Here is a 19,669-nt window from a genome sequence, read left to right on the forward strand (position 1 = left end):
CATGGCAACCCTGCTCTATCGAATCGGCCACTTCGCCTACCGGCGTGCGGGCCTGATGCTCGGCATCTGGGCCATCCTGCTGGTCGGGATCCTCGGCTCCGGGTTGGCCCTCGGTGGCCAGACCCAGGAGTCGTACGCGATTCCCGGCACGGAATCACAGGACACCATCGACAAGCTCGGCGAGGTGTTCCCCCAGGCGGCCGGCGCCGCGGTACAGGTTGTCTACACGGCCCCGGACGGGGCATCCGTCACCGACGAGCCTTACCGCACGGCCATCGTCGACATGGCGGCCGAACTCGCGGACGTGCCCGGCGTCGACTCGGTGCTGACGCCCTATGACGAATATGCGTCGGGCGCGATCTCCGACGACGTGGAGAGTGCGTTCAGCCAGATTCAGTTGTCCGCCTTATCAACCGACGTCACCGCGGAAACCCTCGACGACGTGACCGGGACGCGGGATATCGCCGAGGAGGCCGGCCTCGAGGTCGCTTTCGGCGGCCAGGTGTTCCAGGACAACACCTTCGGCATCACCATTTCCGAGGTGCTCGGCCTGATCTTCGCCGGCGTGGTGCTGATGATCACCTTCGGTTCGCTCGTATCCGCCGGGATGCCGCTGCTGATGGCCCTGGTCGGCGTCGGCGCCGCCATCGGCGGCATCACCGTGATTTCCGCATTCGTGCCCGTCTCGAGCACGGCCCCCATGCTCGCCCTGATGCTCGGGCTCGCCGTGGGCATCGACTACGCGCTCTTCATCCTGTCGCGGCACCGCACGCAGCTCGCCAACGGGGTCGAACCACACGATTCGGCCGCCTCGGCCGTGGCCACCGCCGGCAGCGCCGTCGTCTTCGCCGGGATCACCGTGATCATCGCCCTGCTCGGGCTGCTCGTGGTCGGCATCCCGTTCCTCAGCGTGATGGGGCTGGGCGCCGCCTTCGCCGTGCTGGTCTCTATCTTCGTGGCGGTCACGCTCCTCCCCGCCGTTCTCGGCCTTGCCAAGGGGCGCCTCACTCCCAAGACAGGCAGCCGCGCGTACCGCCGGGCCACCCGGCCAGACACCGGCCGGCCCACCCTCGGCCACCGCTGGGTCAACCTCGTGCTCAGGGCGCCGGTCGTGGCCGTGCTCCTCGTGGTGGGCGTGCTCGGCACGCTGGCGATCCCGGCCCTCAGCCTCGATCTGAACCTGCCTGACGGGGCATCCGAGCCGGCCGGTTCGACGCAGCGAGAGGCGTTCACCATGCTCGAGGAGGGCTTCGGTCCGGGCTACAACGGTCCGCTCATCGTCGTCGTCGACATCACCCAGACGACGGATATCTTCGGTGACCTCGACACTATCGGCGCGGCCCTGCGCACCCTGCCCGACGTGGCCTTCGTCGGCACGGGCACTCCGAACCCGACCGTCGACACCGCCATCATCCAGGTCATGCCGGACAGCGCGCCGAACGCGCCCGAGACCAAGGCGCTCGTGCAGGCCATCCGCGATCTGGCACCATCGATCGACGACAACTTGGGCACCCCCATCGCCGTGACCGGCGCGACCGCCGTGTCGATCGACATCTCCAACCGCCTCAGCAACGCGCTCGTGCCGTTCGCCCTGATCGTGGTGGGGCTCTCGATCTTCCTGCTGACCATGGTGTTCCGGTCGATCTTCGTGCCGATCAAAGCTGCCCTCGGGTTCCTGCTGTCGGTGGCCGCATCGATCGGCGCGACCGTGGCGATCTTCCAGTGGGGCTGGTTCGCCGAGCTGCTCGGGGTGGAAACCCCCGGGCCGATCCTGAGTTTCCTGCCCATCCTGCTGATGGCCGTGCTCTTCGGGCTGGCCATGGACTACGAGGTGTTCCTCGTCTCGGGCATGCGGGAGGAGTTCGTGAAGACCGGCCTGGCCCGCGAATCCATCGTGCACGGGTTCTCCCACGCCGCCCGCGTGGTCACGGCCGCCGCCCTGATCATGTTCTTCGTCTTCTTTGCCTTCGTGCCCGAGGGCACCGGGGCGATCAAGGGCATCGCGTTCGCCCTCGCCGTCGGAGTCTTCCTCGACGCGTTCCTGGTGCGGATGACATTGGTCCCGGCCGCGATGGCCCTCGCCGGCGATGCCGCCTGGTGGCTGCCACGCTGGCTCTCCCGCATTCTGCCCGACGTCGACATCGAGGGTGAGGGTCTGCGCCGACACCTGGCCGACAAGGAATGGGCCATCAGCCAGCCGCACGCCATCACAGCCGAGGGAGCCGTCTTCGGGCTGCCGGAGAGCCCCTTCAGACCGCTGGACCTCACCATCGACGCCGGCGCGGTGGTGGTACTGACCGGCTCCGCCACCCACCGCCGCGTCGTCGCCGCCACCCTGGCCGGCCGGCTCGACCCGGTGTTCGGCCGCCTCCAGGTCATGGGCTCCCCGCTGCCGTCCGAGCGCAGCCGCGCCCTCCGCGCGGTGGCGCTCGCCGACGTGGGCGACAGCCGCGACAGTGGGCTCACCGTGGGGGAGTTGCTGGCCGAACGGCTGGACCTGGCGCATCCGTGGTACCGCGCCGCGTCGCGCCGCTCGCTGCTCGCGGGGTGGATCGCGCGCCTGAACGGTGCGCTCGGCACTCCGCCGAGCGGCCGGGACTCCGGCCCGATCGTGGCCGGCACGACGGTATCGTCCCTCTCCGCCCTGGGCCGCGCCGCGGTGCTCGTGACGGCGGCGCTCACCGAAACCCCGGGAGTTGTCATCGTCGACCTCGGCGAGGGACTGCCTGTCGACCCGGCGGGGCGGGACCTCGTGCAGGTGCTGGCGATCCTCGCTCCGGCATCGACCGCCCTCATCGTCGGTGCCGCCTCCTTTCCTGAGGCGATCCCGGTCTACCGCGGGGCCCGCCCGGTGCAGACCCTCGAACTCGATTCCCGTGACCGAAAGGCCCTGCAGCGATGAGCACCAGGCTCGAGAAACTGTTCAGCCGCACGCCCGGGCAGCGCCGATGGGCTCTCGGGGCCCTGATGGCGGGTCTGATCGTGGTGCCGTTGGCGGTTGCCGGACTCTTCGCCGGCGCCCTCGCCACCGCCGATCAGCGCGTGGACACGCTGCCGGCGATCGTCGTCAACAATGACGAGATCGTCACCACCACCCTGCCCGACGGCACCGAGCAGCCGGTGCTCGCCGGCCGCCTGCTCGTGACCGAACTCATTAAGCCTACCGATGCTGGGTCCGAGGCCACCGGGTTCGACTGGACCATCTCCAACTCTGCGGATGCCGCGGCGGCCCTGGAGTCCGGCGACGCCTACGCGGTGCTCACGATCCCGAAGGACTTCTCGGCGTCGGTGACCTCGCTGGGCGGGGCGGTTCCCACCCAGGCCGACTTGGGCATCCGCACGGATGACGCGCACTCGTTCCTGGCCGGATCGGTGGCCCAGTCGGTGGGCACCGCCATGTCGGGCGTCTTCGGCCGCGAGATCACCTCGCAGTACCTCAACGGGCTCTACACCAACCTGGCCGTGCTGGGCGAGTCCCTCACGCAGGCGGCGGATGGCGCCGCGCAGGTTTCGACCGGGGTCACCGGCGTGGCCACCGGACTCGATTCGCTGGCCGGCGGCACGGCCGCCGCGGCATCCGGGGCCTCGTCCGCCGCGACCGGCGCCGCCAGCTTCTCCTCCGGCGTGACCGAGTACACCCAGGGCGTCACCGGACTGAGCCACGGCCTGACCCGGCTGAGCACGGGCGCGGCCGGGCTGGCTCCGCTCGCGACCGGCCTACCGGCCTACGCGGCCGGGGTGCAGGCCAGCGCCGACGGTTTCAGGCAGCTGAACGCGGCCATGCAGAGCGACTCGCGGGTCGCCGACTACGCGCCAGCCCTGCTGCGGCTCCAGAGCGGACTCGACGCCCTCGCCGCGCAGAGCACCGGCATCAGCCAGGCGGGTCCGGGCCTCGAAAGCGTGCTCGATGGAGTGTATCAGAGCGCCAACGGTGCAAGCCTGCTCTCCGCCGGCGGAAGCGACCTCCGCGGCGGTGCCAGCGACCTCGCCACCGGCGTTGCCGGCATCTCCACCGGCCTATCGCAGCTGGCCACCGGAACAACGGATGCCGCGGCGGGCGCCCGCCTGCTCGAATCGGGCGCGGTCGAACTCGCCAGCGGACTGCGGGACGCCGCGGACAGCGCGGCCCCGCTCACCGACACCGACCCGGTGACGACCGCGGCGGTCGTCTCCGAACCGGTCGGCATCACCGCGGAGCGCGACAACGCCTTCGCGTCGATCGGCCCGGTCATCGGCATGGTCTTCGTGCCGATCGGCCTGTGGATCGGTGCCCTGGCGATCTTCCTGGTGATGAAGCCGCTGTCCGCGCTCGCGCTCGCGTCGACCGCGTCGACCGGCAACCTCGTGGCCCGCAGCCTCGGCCGTGCGTTCGGCATCGCCGCAGCGCAGGCCGTGGTCGTGGTGTTGTTGCTGCACACCACTCTCGGCGTCTCGTGGTCGATCCTGCCGTCAACCCTGGCCTTCGCGGTGTTCCTCGCCTTCGTGTTCGCGGCGGTGCACCACTTCCTCACGGCGGCGTTCGGCCGGGTCGGAATCGTGGTCTCCCTGGTACTTCTGGCGCTGCAGCTCACCGTGGTGGGTGGGCTCTACCCGATTGAGCTGGTGTCGGCCCCGTTCCAGGTGATCAGCCCGTACCTGCCGCTCACCTGGGCGGTGCGGGGCATGCAGGCCATCGTCTCCGGGGGAGGCGGCAGCGCCGGCGGGCCCGCGGCCATCCTGCTGATCGTCGCGCTGGTGAGCGTTCTGACCTCGTACTGGACCGTCGCCAGTCGGCGCGGCGCCCGCTCGTTCGGCCTGGCGCAGGCCCGCAGCTGACGCGGGCCATCTGTGCGCGTGTGGCTGACTCAGGACATCCGTCGCCCACATTCTTCAGTCGCCGCGGACCAGTGCGGAACAGGTGCGGATACCCGGCTCGGCCCGGTCGGATTTCCTGAGTTGGCCACATCTCCCGCCTGATGCGCCGAAGTGCCTGTGCGGTTCGGGCATGCACCTCGCGCCGTGTTCTGTCGTGCAGCGCGAACGAATTCGACGGAGATTTTGTCAAGATCGATCCCGGATGCCCTGGGGCGACCAGGATCAGGGGAGAGGCGGGCCCTGGCCGATACTCAACCAGGCGTCGGTTCCTCCGCGAGCGTTCGGGCCGGGGCCTCGGTCCGTGGCGCGGGCGTCCTTCATCGCTTGAAGCTGGCGGTCGACAGCCGCTCTGGTCGCCCCCGCCGAAAGCTGCCGCTCGAGGTCCGCGTCGAGCGGGGCCGTGACATCGTTCAGAGCCCCGCTGGAGAGCAGCTCGTCGGTGGCGGCGGCGCGGGCCTGCATCTGGGTGACCCGGTCCTTGGCCCGGTCGAGGTTGGCACCGACCGTGCCCAGTTGCGAGCCGATGCCCGACGCGGCCTCGTTGGCCTTGACCCGAGCCTCGGAGGCAGCGTAGGTGGCCTTGATGGTCTCCTTCTCCGTGCGGAAAGCGGCGACACGTTCGGCGAGGCGTCGCTCGTTGTCCTGCAGTTGCGCCTGCTGCTGCGCCAAAGTGAGGTACTGGTCACGGATGGCTGCCACCTGGCCCTCAAGGAGCGACCGGCGTTCCAGCGCCGTGCGGGCCAGATCTTCCCGGCCCTGGTTCAGCGCCTCCTGGGCCTGATCGGCCAGCCGCTGGTAGCGGCCGCCCATGTCCTGCCCCTGCAACTCAATCCGCTTCTTCGCCGTTGCGACCTCGGCCAGCCCCAGACGCACCTGCTGGAGCGACTTCACCTGCTGCTCGTAGCTGTCGTCGAGGGCCTCGCGGGGGTCTTCGATCCGGGTCAGGGCCCGGTTTGACTTGCTGCGGAGGATGATGCGCAGCCGCGAGGTGAGGCTCATGATTCGGTCCTTCTGTTGAAAGTATTCATGGGCAGGGGCCGGCGCGGATCGGGGAGCCCGCCGTTGCCGTTGAGGGACTGGCCGTTGAGGGAGCGCAACTCAGCGACCCCAGCCCGGAGCGCGGCTAACTCGCGGTCGACCTCGGAGCGAAGAACCGTAAGGGTGTCATCGGTGAGCTCTCCGAGACCGGCAGCGACTGCCGAGCGCAGCCGGCGCACCAACCCGGCCACCTGGTCGACGCGGCGGCCGGCCACCGACAGCGCCTCGGCGAGCACGACAGGATCGGTCTCGCTCGTCAGCAGCCGCAGCTGTGATTGCAACGTGACGCTTTCGTCCTGAATGCCACGGAAAAGTCGTGGAAGCTCGCCGAGCGGGCCCTGGCTGCTCCGGGCCAGGTCGACGGCTGCCTGACCACTGTCGAGAGATTCCTTCAGCCGCAACTGCAGCTTCCTAAGCTCGTGTTGCGGTCCCCAACTCAGGATGGTGCGAGAACGTAACACCGCGCCGGTCAGCCTGCGGCTACGGCAAATGCGCCGGTACAGCCTCCGCACCAGAACGAAGAACGAGACGGAGACAGCGAGGCTGATGGTCGCGAGTGAGATCAACACCCAGCTCAGCAGTGAATTCAGGTCCATGGGTCCGCCTCTTTCAAACAGTCAGCCGGGGTCGCGCCACACCCGGACACGATCCACGGGATAAAGTACGCGAGTTACCTCAAAGTTGTCCCCATGTCGGGCGATCGTGGCCGAGGGGCCAACCCGGCCACCGCTTTCGGCCCACTGGTAGCCTTCGGAGACCACCAAGGCGTCGCTCTGCGCTCGCCGGAACGGAAGATCCCATTACCTCTGCAGCCGAACCCACGGCATCCGCCACCCCGGACTCCACCTATTCGCTGGTCGTGGTCTCCAACCGCCTCCCGGTCGAGATCGAGGTTTCCGAGGACGGAACGGAGGGCTGGCGCACCTCGCCCGGCGGCCTGGTCACCGCCCTCGAGCCCATGATGCGCAGCTCCGACGGCGCCTGGGTGGGCTGGCCCGGCATCGCCGACCGCACCTTCGATCCGTTCGAGAACGACGGCATCTCCATCGTGCCGGTGCGGCTCAGCGAGTCGGAGCTGGAGGAGTACTACGAGGGCTTCTCCAACGACACGATCTGGCCGCTGTACCACGACGTGATCGCGCCACCGCGCTACCACCGCGAATGGTGGGAGGCCTACGTTCGGGTGAACCGCCGCTTCGCCGACGCCGCCGCATCCGCCGCCGCGCCCGGCGCCACGGTGTGGGTGCACGACTACCAGTTGCAGCTCGTGCCACGGATGCTGCGCGACGCGCGGCCCGACCTCGTGATCGGGTTTTTCAACCACATCCCTTTTCCGCCCTACGGGATCTACGCCCAGCTACCCTGGCGCAAGCAGATCCTCGACGGACTGCTCGGCGCCGACCTGATCGGTTTCCAGCGCCTCGCCGACGCCGGTAACTTCTCCCGAGCCGTGCGGCGCCTCTACGGCTATCCGACCCGCGGCGTCGCCATCGACGTGCCCGCACCCGAGGGCAAGCATCGCCGGGTGATCGCCAAACACTTCCCGATCTCCATCGACGCCGCCGCCTACGAGGAACTGGCGCGGCGGCCCGAGATCCAGGAGCGGGCGCGCCAGATCCGGGAAGACCTCGGCAACCCCCGGACGATCATGCTGGGCGTGGACCGGCTCGACTATACCAAGGGCATCGCCCACCGCATCAAAGCGTTCGGCGAGCTGCTCGCCGACGGCAGCCTGAGCGTGGAGGACGTCACCCTGGTGCAGGTCGCCAGCCCCTCCCGGGAACGCGTCGGCGCCTACATCGCCCTGCGCGACGAGATCGAACTGGCCGTCGGCCGCCTCAACGGCGACTTCTCCACCATCAGCCACACCGCCATCAGCTACCACCACCACGGTTACCCGCGCGAGGAGATGGTGGCGCTCTACCTCGCGGCCGACGTGATGCTCGTGACCGCGCTCCGTGACGGCATGAACCTCGTCGCCAAGGAATACGTGGCCGTGCGCTTCGACCGCGACGGCGTGCTCGTTCTGAGCGAGTTCGCCGGCGCCGCCGACGAGCTCAAACAGGCCGTCCTGATCAACCCGCACGACATCGACGGCGTGAAGGCCGCCATCCTCCGGGCCGTCGCGATGCCCCGCCAGGAACGGCTGCGACGCATGCGCGCGCTCCGCCGCAAGGTCTTCGACAACGACGTCGCCGCCTGGTCCTCTTCCTTCCTCCGAACCCTGACCGAAGGGGCCGCCGTTCGTCCCGGGATCCCCGACACCCTCGCCGGTGCTTTGAAGGATCTCAGCCGCGCCGACAACATCCTCGTGGCCCTCGATTTCGACGGGACGCTTGCCCCACACGTCGACAATCCCGAAGACGCGCGCGCCGTGGCAGGCACCCGCGAGGCCGTGCAGCGCCTGCTCGACCTCGACGGGGTGCGGGTCGCGTTCGTCTCCGGCCGGGCCCTGGTCAGCCTGCGGCACGTGTCGCAGCCGCAGACCGATGTGCTCCTCACCGGCTCGCACGGGATCGAGGTGCAGCTGGACACCCCCGAGATCGAACTCGACCTCGTCACCGAGGAACTCGAGCAGCTCGACGTCCTCGCCCGGGTGCTTGAGCGCATCTCCGGGAGCATCGACGGAACCTGGATCGAACGCAAGCCGGCCGGTCTCGCCCTGCACACCCGGCTGGCGACGCCCCGGAAAGCGGCGGCCGCCCTAAAGGCCGCACGCGAGGAGCTGGGCACGCTGCTGCCCGGCCTGACCGTGCGGGACGGCAAAGACGTGATCGAATTCGCGGTGCGTGCCAGCACCAAGGGCGACGCTCTTGAGCGGTTGCGCCGGCACGCGGGGGCCGACCGGGTCTTCTACGCCGGCGACGACACCACCGACGAAGACGCCTTCGCCGTGCTGCGGCCCGGCGATGTCGGCCTCAAGATCGGGGCAGGCGACTCGCTCGCCGGCTACCGGGTGCGCGGCCCCGAAGACGTGCCGCTGGTGCTGGGCCTGATCGCCGCTGCCCGCGCAGCCGTCGCCGCGGAGCGTGAGGCCGCCGCCGGAGCGTGACCCTCGGGCGACGTTCCGCCTTCAGCGGACGTTCTAGACTCAGTGCATGACTGAGATTGACATGAAGCCTCGCAGCCGAGACGTCACCGATGGTATCGAAGCCACCACCTCGCGTGGGATGCTCCGGGCCGTCGGTATGGGAGACGCTGACTGGGAGAAACCCCAGATCGGCATCGCAAGTTCGTGGAACGAGATCACGCCCTGCAACCTCTCCCTGGACCGCCTCGCGCAGGCCGCCAAAGAAGGCGTGCACGGCGGCGGCGGCTACCCGCTGCAGTTCGGCACCATCTCCGTCTCCGATGGCATCTCGATGGGCCATGAGGGAATGCACTTCTCCCTCGTCTCCCGTGAGGTCATCGCCGACTCTGTCGAGGTCGTCATGCAGGCCGAGCGCCTCGACGGCTCCGTGCTGCTGGCGGGCTGCGACAAGTCGCTGCCCGGCATGCTGATGGCCGCGGCCCGCCTCGACCTGGCCAGCGTTTTCCTCTACGCAGGATCGATCGCACCCGGCTGGGTCAAGCTTTCCGACGGCACCGAAAAAGACATCACCATCATCGACTCCTTCGAGGCGGTGGGCGCCGTCAAGGCCGGACGGATGTCCGTGGCCGACGCCAAGCGCATCGAGTGCGCCTTCGCTCCCGGCGAGGGCGCCTGCGGCGGCATGTACACGGCCAACACCATGGCCAGCGTGGCCGAGGCTCTCGGCATGAGCCTGCCGGGATCGGCTTCCCCGGCCTCCGCCGACCGCCGCCGCGACTACTACGCGCACCGCTCCGGCGAGGCCGTCGTCAACCTGCTGCGCCTGGGGATCACGGCCAGGGACATCCTGACCCGCAAGGCCTTCGAGAACGCGATCGCCGTGGCGATGGCGTTCGGCGGCTCCACCAACGTGGTGCTGCACCTGCTGGCCATCGCGAACGAGGCCGAGGTCGAGCTCACCCTCGACGACTTCAACCGCATCGGCGACACGGTGCCGCACATCGGCGACCTGAAGCCGTTCGGCAAGTACGTCATGAACGATGTCGACCGTCACGGCGGCGTGCCGGCCGTGATGCGGGCCCTGCTCGAGGCCGGTCTCATCCACGGCGACGCGCTCACCGTGACCGGCAAGACCGTGGCCGAGAACCTTGCCGAGATCGACCCGCCCGAACTGGACGGCGAGGTGCTGCGCACCCTCGACAACCCCATTCACGCCAGCGGCGGAATCACCATCCTCAAGGGCTCTATCGCCCCCGAGGGTGCCGTCGTCAAGACCGCCGGCTTCGACTCCGACATCTTCGAAGGACCCGCGCGCGTGTTTGAGCGTGAGCGCGCCGCCATGGACGCTCTCACCGCGGGGGAGATCCAGAAGGGCGACGTCGTCGTCATCCGCTACGAGGGACCCAAGGGCGGGCCCGGAATGCGGGAGATGCTCTCGATCACCGCCGCCATCAAGGGCGCCGGGCTCGGCGCCGATGTACTACTCTTAACGGACGGTCGATTCTCAGGCGGCACAACCGGACTGTGCATCGGCCATATAGCACCCGAAGCGGTGGACGAAGGTCCTATCGCCTTCGTGCGCGATGGTGATCTGATACGGGTCGATATCGCAGCTCGCACGCTCGACCTACTGGTCGACCCTGATGAGCTGACCGCCCGGAGTGTTGGCTGGGCACCTCTGCCTCCCCGCTACACCCGGGGCGTTCTCGCAAAGTACTCGAAGCTTGTCCAGTCTGCGGCCGTCGGCGCCGTCACGGGCTAGCACTCACTATTCGTCATCGAACTAGGGAACTGATCACATGACCGCGGAAACACCCGTGCCATCACCGTCGCCCTCACCTGCCGCGGCCGCCGGGGCGCCCGACTCGGGGGCGCCGGAAATCCTCACCGGTTCCGGTGCGATCATCCGCTCGCTGGAGTTGCTGGGCGTCACCGACGTCTTCGGTCTGCCGGGCGGCGCCGTCATTCCGCTCTACGACGAGCTGATGAGCCAAACCGTGATCCGGCACATCCTGGTGCGGCACGAGCAGGGTGCCGGCCACGCCGCGGAGGGCTACGCCTCGGCGAGCAACCGCGTCGGGGTGGCCATCGCCACCTCCGGGCCCGGCGCCACCAACCTTGTCACCGCCATCGCCGACGCTTACATGGACTCGGTGCCGATCCTGTGCATCACCGGCCAGGTCTTCTCCACCCTGATGGGTACGGATGCCTTCCAGGAGGCCGACATCGTCGGCATCACCATGCCGATCACGAAGCACTCCTTCCTGGTCAAGCGTCCCGAGGACATCCCCGCGGCTATCGCGTCGGCTCACCTGATCGCCTCCACCGGCCGGCCCGGCCCGGTCCTGGTGGACATCACCAAGGACGCCCAGCAGAAGAGCGCCCCGTTCATCTGGCCGCCCAAGCTGGACCTGCCCGGCTACCGGCCGGTCACCAAGGCCCACGGCAAACAGGTGCAGGCTGCGGCCCAGCTGCTCGCCGAGGCCAAGAAGCCCGTCCTCTATGTGGGTGGCGGCGTCATCCGTGCCCGCGCGTCGGAAGAACTGCTCGCGTTCGCCGAACTGAGCAAGACGCCCGTCGTCACCACGTTGATGGCGCGCGGCGCGTTCCCGGACTCGCACGACCAGCACCTGGGCATGCCCGGGATGCACGGCACCGTGTCCGCTGTGCTTGCGCTGCAGGAGGCCGACTTGATCATCGCGCTCGGCTCCCGCTTCGACGACCGGGTCACCGGCAAGGTCTCCGAGTTCGCGCCGCACGCCACGATCGTGCACGTCGACATCGACCCCGCGGAGATCGGTAAGATCCGCGCCGCCGACGTTCCCATCGTCGGTGATGCCAAGGAGGTCATCGCAGACCTCACCATCGCCTACGCGGCCGCCATCACCACGACGACGCCCGACGTCAGCGTTTGGTGGACCTATCTCAAGGGTCTGCGGGAGGAGTTCCCGCTGGGCTATTCCGAGCCGACCGACGGCCTCATGAGCCCGCAGTTCGTGATCCAGCGCATCGGCGAGCTGACCGGGCCGGAAGCCGTCTACGCGGCCGGTGTCGGCCAGCACCAGATGTGGGCGGCCCAGTTCATCAAGTACGAGCGGCCCAATTCCTGGCTGAACTCCGGGGGCGCCGGCACGATGGGCTACTCCATCCCCGCAGCGATGGGCGCCAAGGTGGCCGAGCCCGACCGGGTGGTCTGGTCGATCGACGGCGACGGATGCTTCCAGATGACCAACCAGGAACTGGCCACCTGCACGATCAACAACATTCCGATCAAGGTCGCCATCATCAACAACTCCTCGCTGGGCATGGTGCGCCAGTGGCAAACCCTGTTCTACGACGGACGGCACTCCTTCACCGATCTGCACACCGGGCACGGGTCCGCCATGGTGCCGGACTTCGTGAAGCTGTCGGAGGCCTACGGTGCCCTCGCCATCCGGGTCACCAGCCCCGACCAGGTCGACGAGGCCATCAAGCTGGCGTTGGCGACCAACGACCGGCCCGTGGTGATCGACTTCATCGTGAGCCGGGACGCAATGGTCTGGCCGATGGTGCCGCAGGGTGTCAGCAACAGTTATGTGCAGTATGCCAAAGAACACGCACCGACCTGGGAAGAGGAATAACCCGTGAGCACCCACGTCCTGAGCCTCCTCGTCGAGGACAAGCCCGGCCTGCTCACCCGGGTCGCCGGCCTCTTCGCCCGCCGCGGCTTCAACATCGAGAGCCTCGCCGTCGGCCACACCGAAATCCCCGGGCTCTCCCGCATCACGATCCTCGTCGACGTCGAAGACGCGCCGCTGGAGCAAGTGACCAAGCAGCTGAACAAGCTGATCAACGTCATCAAGATCGTCGAACTCGACCCGGCCCAGTCGGTGCAGCGCGAACACCTGCTGGTGAAGGTGCGCGCCGACAACACGACCCGGTCGATGGTGCTCGAAGCCGTGACCCTGTTCCGGGCCCGGGTCGTCGACGTGTCCGTCGACGCGGTCGTGATCGAGGTCACCGGGGACTCCGGTAAAACGCAGGCGCTGCTGCGCGTGCTCGAACCCTACGGGATCAAGGAAATCGCCCAGTCCGGCCTGCTCGCCATCGGCCGCGGGTCGAAATCGATCAGCGAGCGCGTCTTCAAAAACTAGAGCTCGACCACCGACTACAACAACAAGGAGAACATTTACTCGTGTCTGAGATTTACTACGACAAAGACGCCGACCTGTCGATCATCCAGGGCAAGAAGGTAGCCGTCATCGGCTACGGCTCGCAGGGTCACGCCCACGCGCAGAACCTGCGCGACTCGGGTGTCGAGGTCGTCATCGGCCTCAAGGAGGGCTCGAAGTCCAAGGCCAAGGCCGAAGAGGCCGGCTTCACCGTTCTCAGCACCGCCGAGGCATCCGCCTGGGCCGACGTCATCGTCATCCTGGCGCCCGACCAGGTGCAGCGTCACCTGTTCGCCGACGACGTGCTGCCGAACCTCGCTGCGGGCAAGGCCCTTGTCTTCGGACACGGCTTCAACATCCGTTTCGGCTACATCAAGGCCCCCGAAGGCATCGACGTCACCATGGTCGCCCCCAAGGGACCGGGCCACACCGTGCGCCGCGAGTATGAGGCCGGCCGCGGCGTTCCCGTGATCGTCGCCGTCGAGAAGGATGCCTCGGGCGCGGCCTGGCCGCTCACCCTCAGCTACGCCAAGGCGATCGGTGGCCTGCGCGCCGCCGGCATCAAGACCACCTTCACCGAAGAGACCGAAACCGACCTGTTCGGCGAGCAGGCCGTGCTCTGTGGTGGCGCGTCGCAGCTGATCCAGTACGGCTTCGAGGTTCTCACCGAGGCCGGCTACCAGCCGCAGGTTGCCTACTTCGAGGTGCTGCACGAGCTCAAGCTCATTGTCGACCTGATGTGGGAGGGGGGCATCGCCAAGCAGCGTTGGAGCGTCTCCGACACCGCCGAGTACGGCGACTACGTCTCCGGCCCGCGCGTCATCGACGCCCACGTCAAGGAGAATATGAAGGCCGTTCTCGCCGACATCCAGAACGGCGCCTTCGCGGCCCGCTTCATCGGGGACCAGGACGCCGGAGCACCGGAGTTCCTCGCTCTGCGCAAGAAGGGTGAAGAGCACCCCATCGAAGCCACCGGCCGTGAGCTGCGCAAGCTGTTCGCCTGGAACGCCTCCGCCGACGACGACTACACCGACGGCGAAGCCGCGCGCTAACACCCGAGCTCGCATCGGCAGCGGGGCCAATCCACTCGATTGGCCCCGCTGCCTGTTAGCGGCGCTGATGGTCCCGAGGATGCGTTCGGGGTGCTTGCCACGCCCAGTCGACCATTCCGTATGCTTTCGGGTGATCACGGTGATTCCGCGGAACTTCAGCTGTCAGCTGAGCGCCGTGCATCGGGAAGGCACGATTCGGCCTTCCGGGGAATCCATCCCCGCCGAAGCGGTGCGGGCAATGGACCTCCGTAGAACCCTCAAGGAATCGGAGGTGAACAAGTAACTGGAGTGCACGGCTCCGTGAACAGGCACCCCCAGACTGGGTGGCATGAGTCCTTTCAACAGACGTGATCTGCTGCGATCCGCCGGCGTCATCGCCTTCGCCGGGGCAACCGCGAGCGCGGCCCAAGGTCGCCCTGGCCCGGCCGCCGGTTCCGCAGCCGTCCCTGATTTCCTGCACGGCGTCGCCTCCGGAGACCCTCTGCCGGACAGCGTGCTGCTCTGGACCCGGGTCACACCGACGCCCGATGCGCTGCCCGGCTCGGGGCTCGGCCCCGACATCACGGTCGGCTGGGAAGTGGCCGAGGACTCCGGATTCCTGCGGGTGGCTAGCAGCGGCTCCGTCACCACGGGCCCCGCCCGCGACCACACGGTCAAGGTGGTCCCGACCGGGCTGAGGCCCGGCACTCCCTACTGGTACCGATTCAGCGTCGCGGGAGCGACCTCAGCGACGGGCCGCACGCGCACGGCCCCAGCCGCCGGGGCTGCCGTGGAGCGCCTGCGGATGGGTGTCGTGTCCTGTGCGAACTGGCAGGCCGGCTACTTCTCGGCTTACCGCCATCTCGCCGATCGGGGCGACCTGGACGTCGTTCTGCACCTCGGCGACTACCTGTACGAGTACGCTCCGGGCGAGTACCAGGCACGCGACGTCGTCGTGCGCGCGCATGACCCAGCGGTCGAGATGACCACGCTGACCCATTACCGTCGTCGGCATGCCCAATACAAGACCGACCTCGACCTGCAGGCGCTGCACGCCGCGGTCCCGTTCGTGGTCACCTGGGACGACCACGAATTCGCCAACGATGCCTGGTCTGGTGGGGCGGAAAACCACACCGACGGCATCGAGGGCACCTGGGCGGTCCGGCGCGAGGCTTCCCAGCAGGCGTACGCCGAATGGATGCCCGTGCGCTACGAGCCCGGCGGTCACATCTATCGGCGTTTCACCTTCGGCTCTCTGGCCAGCATCTCGATGCTGGACCTGCGTAGCTACCGCAGCCAGCAGGCGTCGAGCGTCGTTGATCCCGCTGTCGGCAGCCCAACCCGCACCCTGACCGGTGAGGCGCAGATGACCTGGCTGCTGGACGGCTTCTCCTCGACCCAGGCCCAGTGGAAGCTGATCGGAAATCCCGTGATGATCGCGCCCATCCGGTTCCCGTCCACACTCAGCGCGAGGGAAGTCGGCGCCGTGGGACAGCTGCTCGGGTCGACCACGATCGACGGCGTTCCCTACAACGTGGACCAGTGGGATGGCTATACGGCGGACCGCAGCCGGGTGATCGGTCACCTCCGGGACAACGCGGTCACCGATGCGGTCTTTCTCACCGGGGACATCCACTCGGGCTGGGCCTGCGATGTACCGGCGGATCCGCTTACCTACCCGTCCAACGGTGCGTCCGTGGCCACTGAACTGGTCTGTACCTCGGTGACCAGCGACAATCTGGACGACATCCTGCGGTCACCGCCACGTACGGCATCTCTGGCCGTCGAGGAAGCGTTCAAGGCCGCGAACCCGCACGTGAAGTACCTGGATTTCGACTCCCACGGCTTCTCCGTGCTCGAGGTCACGCCGGCTTCCCTGCGCATGGATTGGTATGCGCTCTCTGAGCGCACCGACCGTGCGGCGACGATCAGCCTGGCCACGTCCTGGCAGGTCGCCGCGGGCACCCAGTCCGTCCGGCCCGCCCGGTGAACGGCGTACCGATGAGCTTCTCCGAGCCCGACCGCCGCCAGTTTCTCCGGCTGGCGGTGGCCGGTGGGGCCTCCGTCGTGCTGTCCGCCGCGGTCGGGAGCGAATTCCCCGCTTCCGCCCGGGCGGCCGGCGGCCTGGCCACGCCGGACCGCACCCGGGTGTACGTCCTGGTGGTGGACGGTTGTCGGCCCGATGAGATGACGCCACAAGTGACACCTCGGCTGGCGGCATTGCGCGCTGCCGGAACCAATTTTCCCGGCGCCCGGTCCCTGCCGGTGATGGAGACCATCCCCAATCACGTGATGATGATGACCGGGGTTCGACCCGCGCGCTCCGGCGTGCCGGCGAATGCCGTCTACGACCGAACCGCCGCCGTGGTGCGCGACCTGGACCGGCCGACCGATCTGCGCTTCCCGACACTCCTGGACCGGCTCAGGGACACAGGCTTCACGACGGGCTCGGTACTCAGCAAAAGGTATCTCTTCGGCATCTTCGGCGAACGCGCCAGCTACCGCTGGGAGCCGTCCCCACTCCTGCCGGTGACCGGGCACGCCCCGGACGACTTCACGATTGATGCCCTGATCGCCATGGTCGACGGTGTCGACCCCGACTTCGTGTTCACGAACCTGGGTGACGTCGACCGGGTGGGGCACTCGGATATCACCGGCACCACCGTGCAGGCCGCACGGACCGCTGCCCTGCGCGGAACCGACAACCAGGTCGGCCGCTTCGTGGACCACCTCGTGGCCACCGGGCGATGGGAGAGCAGCGTGTTGATCGTGCTCGCGGATCACTCTATGGACTGGTCGATTCCGTCGAACGTCATCTCCGTGGATCAAATTCTCGGTGCACGAGCGGAGCTGCGGGCGCAGATCCAGATCGCGCAAAACGGCGGGGCCGACCTGCTCTACTGGACGGGGCCGGCGGCTGACCGTGATGCCGGGCTGGCCGAGGTCCGCTCTCTCGTGACGGCGCATCCGGGCGTCTTGTCGATCAGTGACCCGGCCGAGCTGGTCCTGGGCCCGGAGGCCGGCGATCTGGTCGCCTTCTGCCGCGCGGGCTGGCGATTCTCTGACCCGTGGGTCGCGTCCAACCCCATTCCCGGCAATCACGGGCACCCAGCCACTGAGCCGATCCCGTTCTTCATCAGCGGAGGCAGCCCGCGGGTCATTCGCGGTGCAGTGCTCTCCGAGCCGGCGCGCACGATCGACGTTGCACCCACAGTAGGTTCGCTTTTCGGGCTGGCCGCCCCGGCGGGCGGCTATGACGGCACCGAGAGGGCCGGGGCGTTCCGATCCTGACGGTAGACACCGGCGCCGGCAGGCCTCAAAAATCAACTACGGGAGTACCGTGAGCGGTGGTGGGCGAGAGCCCGGATCACGTCGACGAAGGAGTCAGCAATGAAGGCACTGGTGTATCACGGTCCCGGCATGAAGGCGTGGGAAGACGTGCCTGACCCCACAATCGGCGGATCGGCCGACGCGATCGTGCGCGTGGACACGACTACGATCTGCGGCACGGACCTGCACATCCTCAAGGGCGACGTGCCGACCGTGGCGGAGGGCCGCATCCTCGGGCATGAGGCTGTGGGCACGATCGTGGAGATCGGCACCGCCATGCAGACCCTCGCGGTGGGCGACCGGGTCATCGTCTCCTGCATCAAGTCCTGCGGGCACTGCGTGAATTGCAAGACCGGGCTGTACTCGCACTGCCTGGGCGACGAGGGGGCGTCCGGCATCGGCTGGGTCTTCGGCCACCTCATCGACGGCACCCAGGCCGAATACGTGCGGGTTCCCTACGCCGAGAACTCGCTGCACCGGGTGCCGGCCGGGGTCACCGACGAGGAGGCCGTCATGCTCTCCGACATCCTGCCGACCGGGTTCGAGATCGGCGTGCAGTACGGCCGGGTCAAGCCGGGCGATGTGGTGGCCGTGATCGGCGCCGGGCCGGTCGGCCTCGCCGCCATCACCACGGCCGGGCTCTACGGCGCCGGAACGGTCATCGCCATCGATACCGACGAGAACCGGCTGGAGCAGGCCCGCCTGTTCGGGGCGACGGACGTGGTCGTCTCCGGCGGCCCCGACTGGAAGCAGCAGGTGCTGGCGTTGACCGACGGAGCCGGCGTCGACGTCGCCATCGAGGCGGTCGGCATCCCGGCCACCTTCAGCATGGCGCTCGAGGTGGTGCGCCCCGGCGGCAATGTGGCCAACGTGGGCGTGCACGGCAAGCCGGTCGAGCTCCATCTGGAGGACCTGTGGATCCAGAACATCAACATCAGCATGGGGTTGGTCAATACCAACACCACGCCCATGCTGCTGAAGCTCGTCGCGCAGAAGAAGATCCCAGCCGACAAGTTGGCCACGCATCGGTTCCGGATGGACCAGATCCTCGAGGCGTACGACACCTTCTCCCGCGCGGCGGAAACCAAGGCGCTGAAAGTCGTGATCAGCCGGTAGCGTGCGCCGACCCGGGCGGCGGCTCGGTACGCTGGACCCATGACTTCTGGACACTCCGGTGACGACAACCGGGACGACGCCCTGGGCTGGGCCGGCGACGACGACCCCACGCTCGTCTCCGGCGACGAGTCCGGCGAGGCCGCACGGCCCGCCGAGCCCGATTCGGGTGCTTTCGTCACGACCGGCTCCGGCTCCGGCTCTGGCTCCGGCTCTGAAACCGAAACCGACATCGCGGCGGATGCCGACACCGGTTCCGTCGCGCCGCCGGAGGGGTGGACCGTGGCCGGTCCGGCATCCGCTGTCGCGGCGAAGGCGGCGGCCGACGCCGCCGTGACCCGCACGGCCACGAGTTCCCTGGCGCTCGTCTCGCTCGGAATCTTCGGCGGAATATATCTGCTCTACACGGTGGGCTGGTTCATCGGCGTGGGCCGCATCCAGACCCCGCCCGCCGACGTGTTGTCCGAGTTCATGTTCTCCCTCGGTCTCTGGCTGGCCGTGGCCGCCCCCGCGGTCTGGTTCGCGGTGACGTTCTGGCTGACCAGAACGCATCCCCGAGCCCGGATCGGCTGGCTACTCCTCGGAGTCGTTCTACTCGCCCCGCTGCCGTTCATCTCCGGACCGGGGGTCATCGCATGACCGATTCACCGGTGACCACGCCCGCGGCCGTCCCCTCATCCCGGCGGCGCACCCCGCGCTGGCTGTCGACGGGCATCGCGATCCTGTTCGGCCTCTTCTATGCCTACGACATTTGGGAGGGCGTCGGCAACCTCGTCGGCCTCAACATCCTGGCTCGAAGCCTCGACACCCAGCTGAGCGGACTCGGCATTTTCGTGCTCCTCGTCGGCATCCTGGGCCCGCTCCTCGTCTTCGTGCTTGCCGCATGGATCGGGCGCTCACGCGGACCCGCCGCGCAGGCTGCCCTGCTCCTGGTCGGCCTGGGTCTGAACGCCGCGATCGCCGCCAACATCTTCACCCTCGGCGCGGGCAGCCTGCTCGCCTAGCCCGGCCTGCTCGCCTGGCCCTGCCGCACGCTGTCCTGAACGAATTCGACGGAGATTTTGGCTCCCCTGCTCTCTCCGTGGCTGTTTGACTCAAAAGCTCCGTCGCATGGGTTCGAC

At 68.3% G+C, this 19,669-nt stretch carries 14 protein-coding genes; 12 read left to right on the forward strand and 2 right to left on the reverse strand.

Annotation, left to right across the window (positions count from 1 at the left end; translation table 11 throughout):
* Position 1 precedes the first annotated feature (1 nt).
* The gene (locus E3O62_RS14875) at positions 2–2,902 is read left to right on the forward strand and encodes an MMPL family transporter (RefSeq protein ID WP_134399010.1); all 2,901 of its coding nucleotides are present in this window, start codon (positions 2–4) and stop codon (positions 2,900–2,902) included.
* Positions 2,899–4,815, forward strand: coding sequence for a YhgE/Pip family protein (locus E3O62_RS14880; RefSeq protein WP_134399011.1), 1,917 nt, complete (start codon positions 2,899–2,901; stop codon positions 4,813–4,815). The genes E3O62_RS14875 and E3O62_RS14880 overlap by 4 nt, the downstream gene beginning before the upstream one ends.
* Positions 4,816–5,076: 261 nt before the next feature.
* On the opposite strand, the gene E3O62_RS14885 is transcribed toward E3O62_RS14880, so the two are convergent.
* A complete protein-coding gene (locus tag E3O62_RS14885) occupies positions 5,077–5,853 on the reverse strand; it encodes a PspA/IM30 family protein (RefSeq protein WP_134399012.1) in 777 nt (258 codons plus the stop codon).
* The gene (locus E3O62_RS14890) at positions 5,850–6,488 is read right to left on the reverse strand and encodes a hypothetical protein (protein WP_134399013.1); all 639 of its coding nucleotides are present in this window, start codon (positions 6,486–6,488) and stop codon (positions 5,850–5,852) included. The genes E3O62_RS14885 and E3O62_RS14890 overlap by 4 nt, the downstream gene beginning before the upstream one ends.
* A 203-nt stretch (positions 6,489–6,691) precedes the next feature.
* Here E3O62_RS14890 and E3O62_RS14895 point away from each other — a divergent pair, with 203 nt between their 5' ends.
* The 10 genes from E3O62_RS14895 (at position 6,692) to E3O62_RS14940 (ending at position 19,552) form a co-directional block, all read left to right on the forward strand.
* Entirely contained in the window at positions 6,692–8,944 is a 2,253-nt protein-coding gene (locus E3O62_RS14895) for a bifunctional alpha,alpha-trehalose-phosphate synthase (UDP-forming)/trehalose-phosphatase (RefSeq protein WP_134394249.1), read from the forward strand.
* A 46-nt stretch (positions 8,945–8,990) separates the two neighbouring features.
* Positions 8,991–10,685 carry a dihydroxy-acid dehydratase gene (ilvD, locus tag E3O62_RS14900; RefSeq protein ID WP_134394225.1) on the forward strand — a complete coding sequence of 565 codons (1,695 nt, stop codon included), beginning with the start codon at positions 8,991–8,993 and terminating at the stop codon, positions 10,683–10,685.
* Positions 10,686–10,722: 37 nt separating this feature from the next.
* On the forward strand, positions 10,723–12,543 hold the full coding sequence (locus E3O62_RS14905; RefSeq protein ID WP_134394224.1) for an acetolactate synthase large subunit: 1,821 nt from the start codon (positions 10,723–10,725) through the stop codon (positions 12,541–12,543).
* 3 nt (positions 12,544–12,546) lie between these two features.
* A complete protein-coding gene (ilvN, locus tag E3O62_RS14910; RefSeq protein ID WP_104102867.1) occupies positions 12,547–13,056 on the forward strand; it encodes an acetolactate synthase small subunit in 510 nt (169 codons plus the stop codon).
* Positions 13,057–13,097: 41 nt separating this feature from the next.
* Positions 13,098–14,126: a ketol-acid reductoisomerase gene (ilvC, locus tag E3O62_RS14915; protein ID WP_134394223.1), complete on the forward strand. Its 1,029-nt coding sequence runs from the start codon at positions 13,098–13,100 to the stop codon at positions 14,124–14,126.
* Between the two features lie 328 nt (positions 14,127–14,454).
* Positions 14,455–16,095 (forward strand): alkaline phosphatase, encoded by a 1,641-nt coding sequence (locus tag E3O62_RS14920; RefSeq protein ID WP_134399014.1) that lies wholly within the window; start codon positions 14,455–14,457, stop codon positions 16,093–16,095.
* 11 nt (positions 16,096–16,106) lie between these two features.
* Positions 16,107–17,396, forward strand: coding sequence for an alkaline phosphatase family protein (locus tag E3O62_RS14925; protein WP_134399015.1), 1,290 nt, complete (start codon positions 16,107–16,109; stop codon positions 17,394–17,396).
* Positions 17,397–17,495: 99 nt separating this feature from the next.
* A complete protein-coding gene (locus E3O62_RS14930) occupies positions 17,496–18,551 on the forward strand; it encodes a zinc-dependent alcohol dehydrogenase family protein (RefSeq protein WP_134399016.1) in 1,056 nt (351 codons plus the stop codon).
* 39 nt (positions 18,552–18,590) lie between these two features.
* A complete protein-coding gene (locus E3O62_RS14935) occupies positions 18,591–19,187 on the forward strand; it encodes a hypothetical protein (RefSeq protein ID WP_134399017.1) in 597 nt (198 codons plus the stop codon).
* Positions 19,184–19,552, forward strand: coding sequence for a hypothetical protein (locus tag E3O62_RS14940; RefSeq protein ID WP_134399018.1), 369 nt, complete (start codon positions 19,184–19,186; stop codon positions 19,550–19,552). The genes E3O62_RS14935 and E3O62_RS14940 overlap by 4 nt, the downstream gene beginning before the upstream one ends.
* The last annotated feature ends 117 nt before the right edge of the window (positions 19,553–19,669 follow it).

It is taken from the genome of Cryobacterium sp. TMT2-15-1 (genome assembly GCF_004402345.1).
In the GTDB taxonomy this organism is placed as follows: domain Bacteria; phylum Actinomycetota; class Actinomycetes; order Actinomycetales; family Microbacteriaceae; genus Cryobacterium; species Cryobacterium sandaracinum.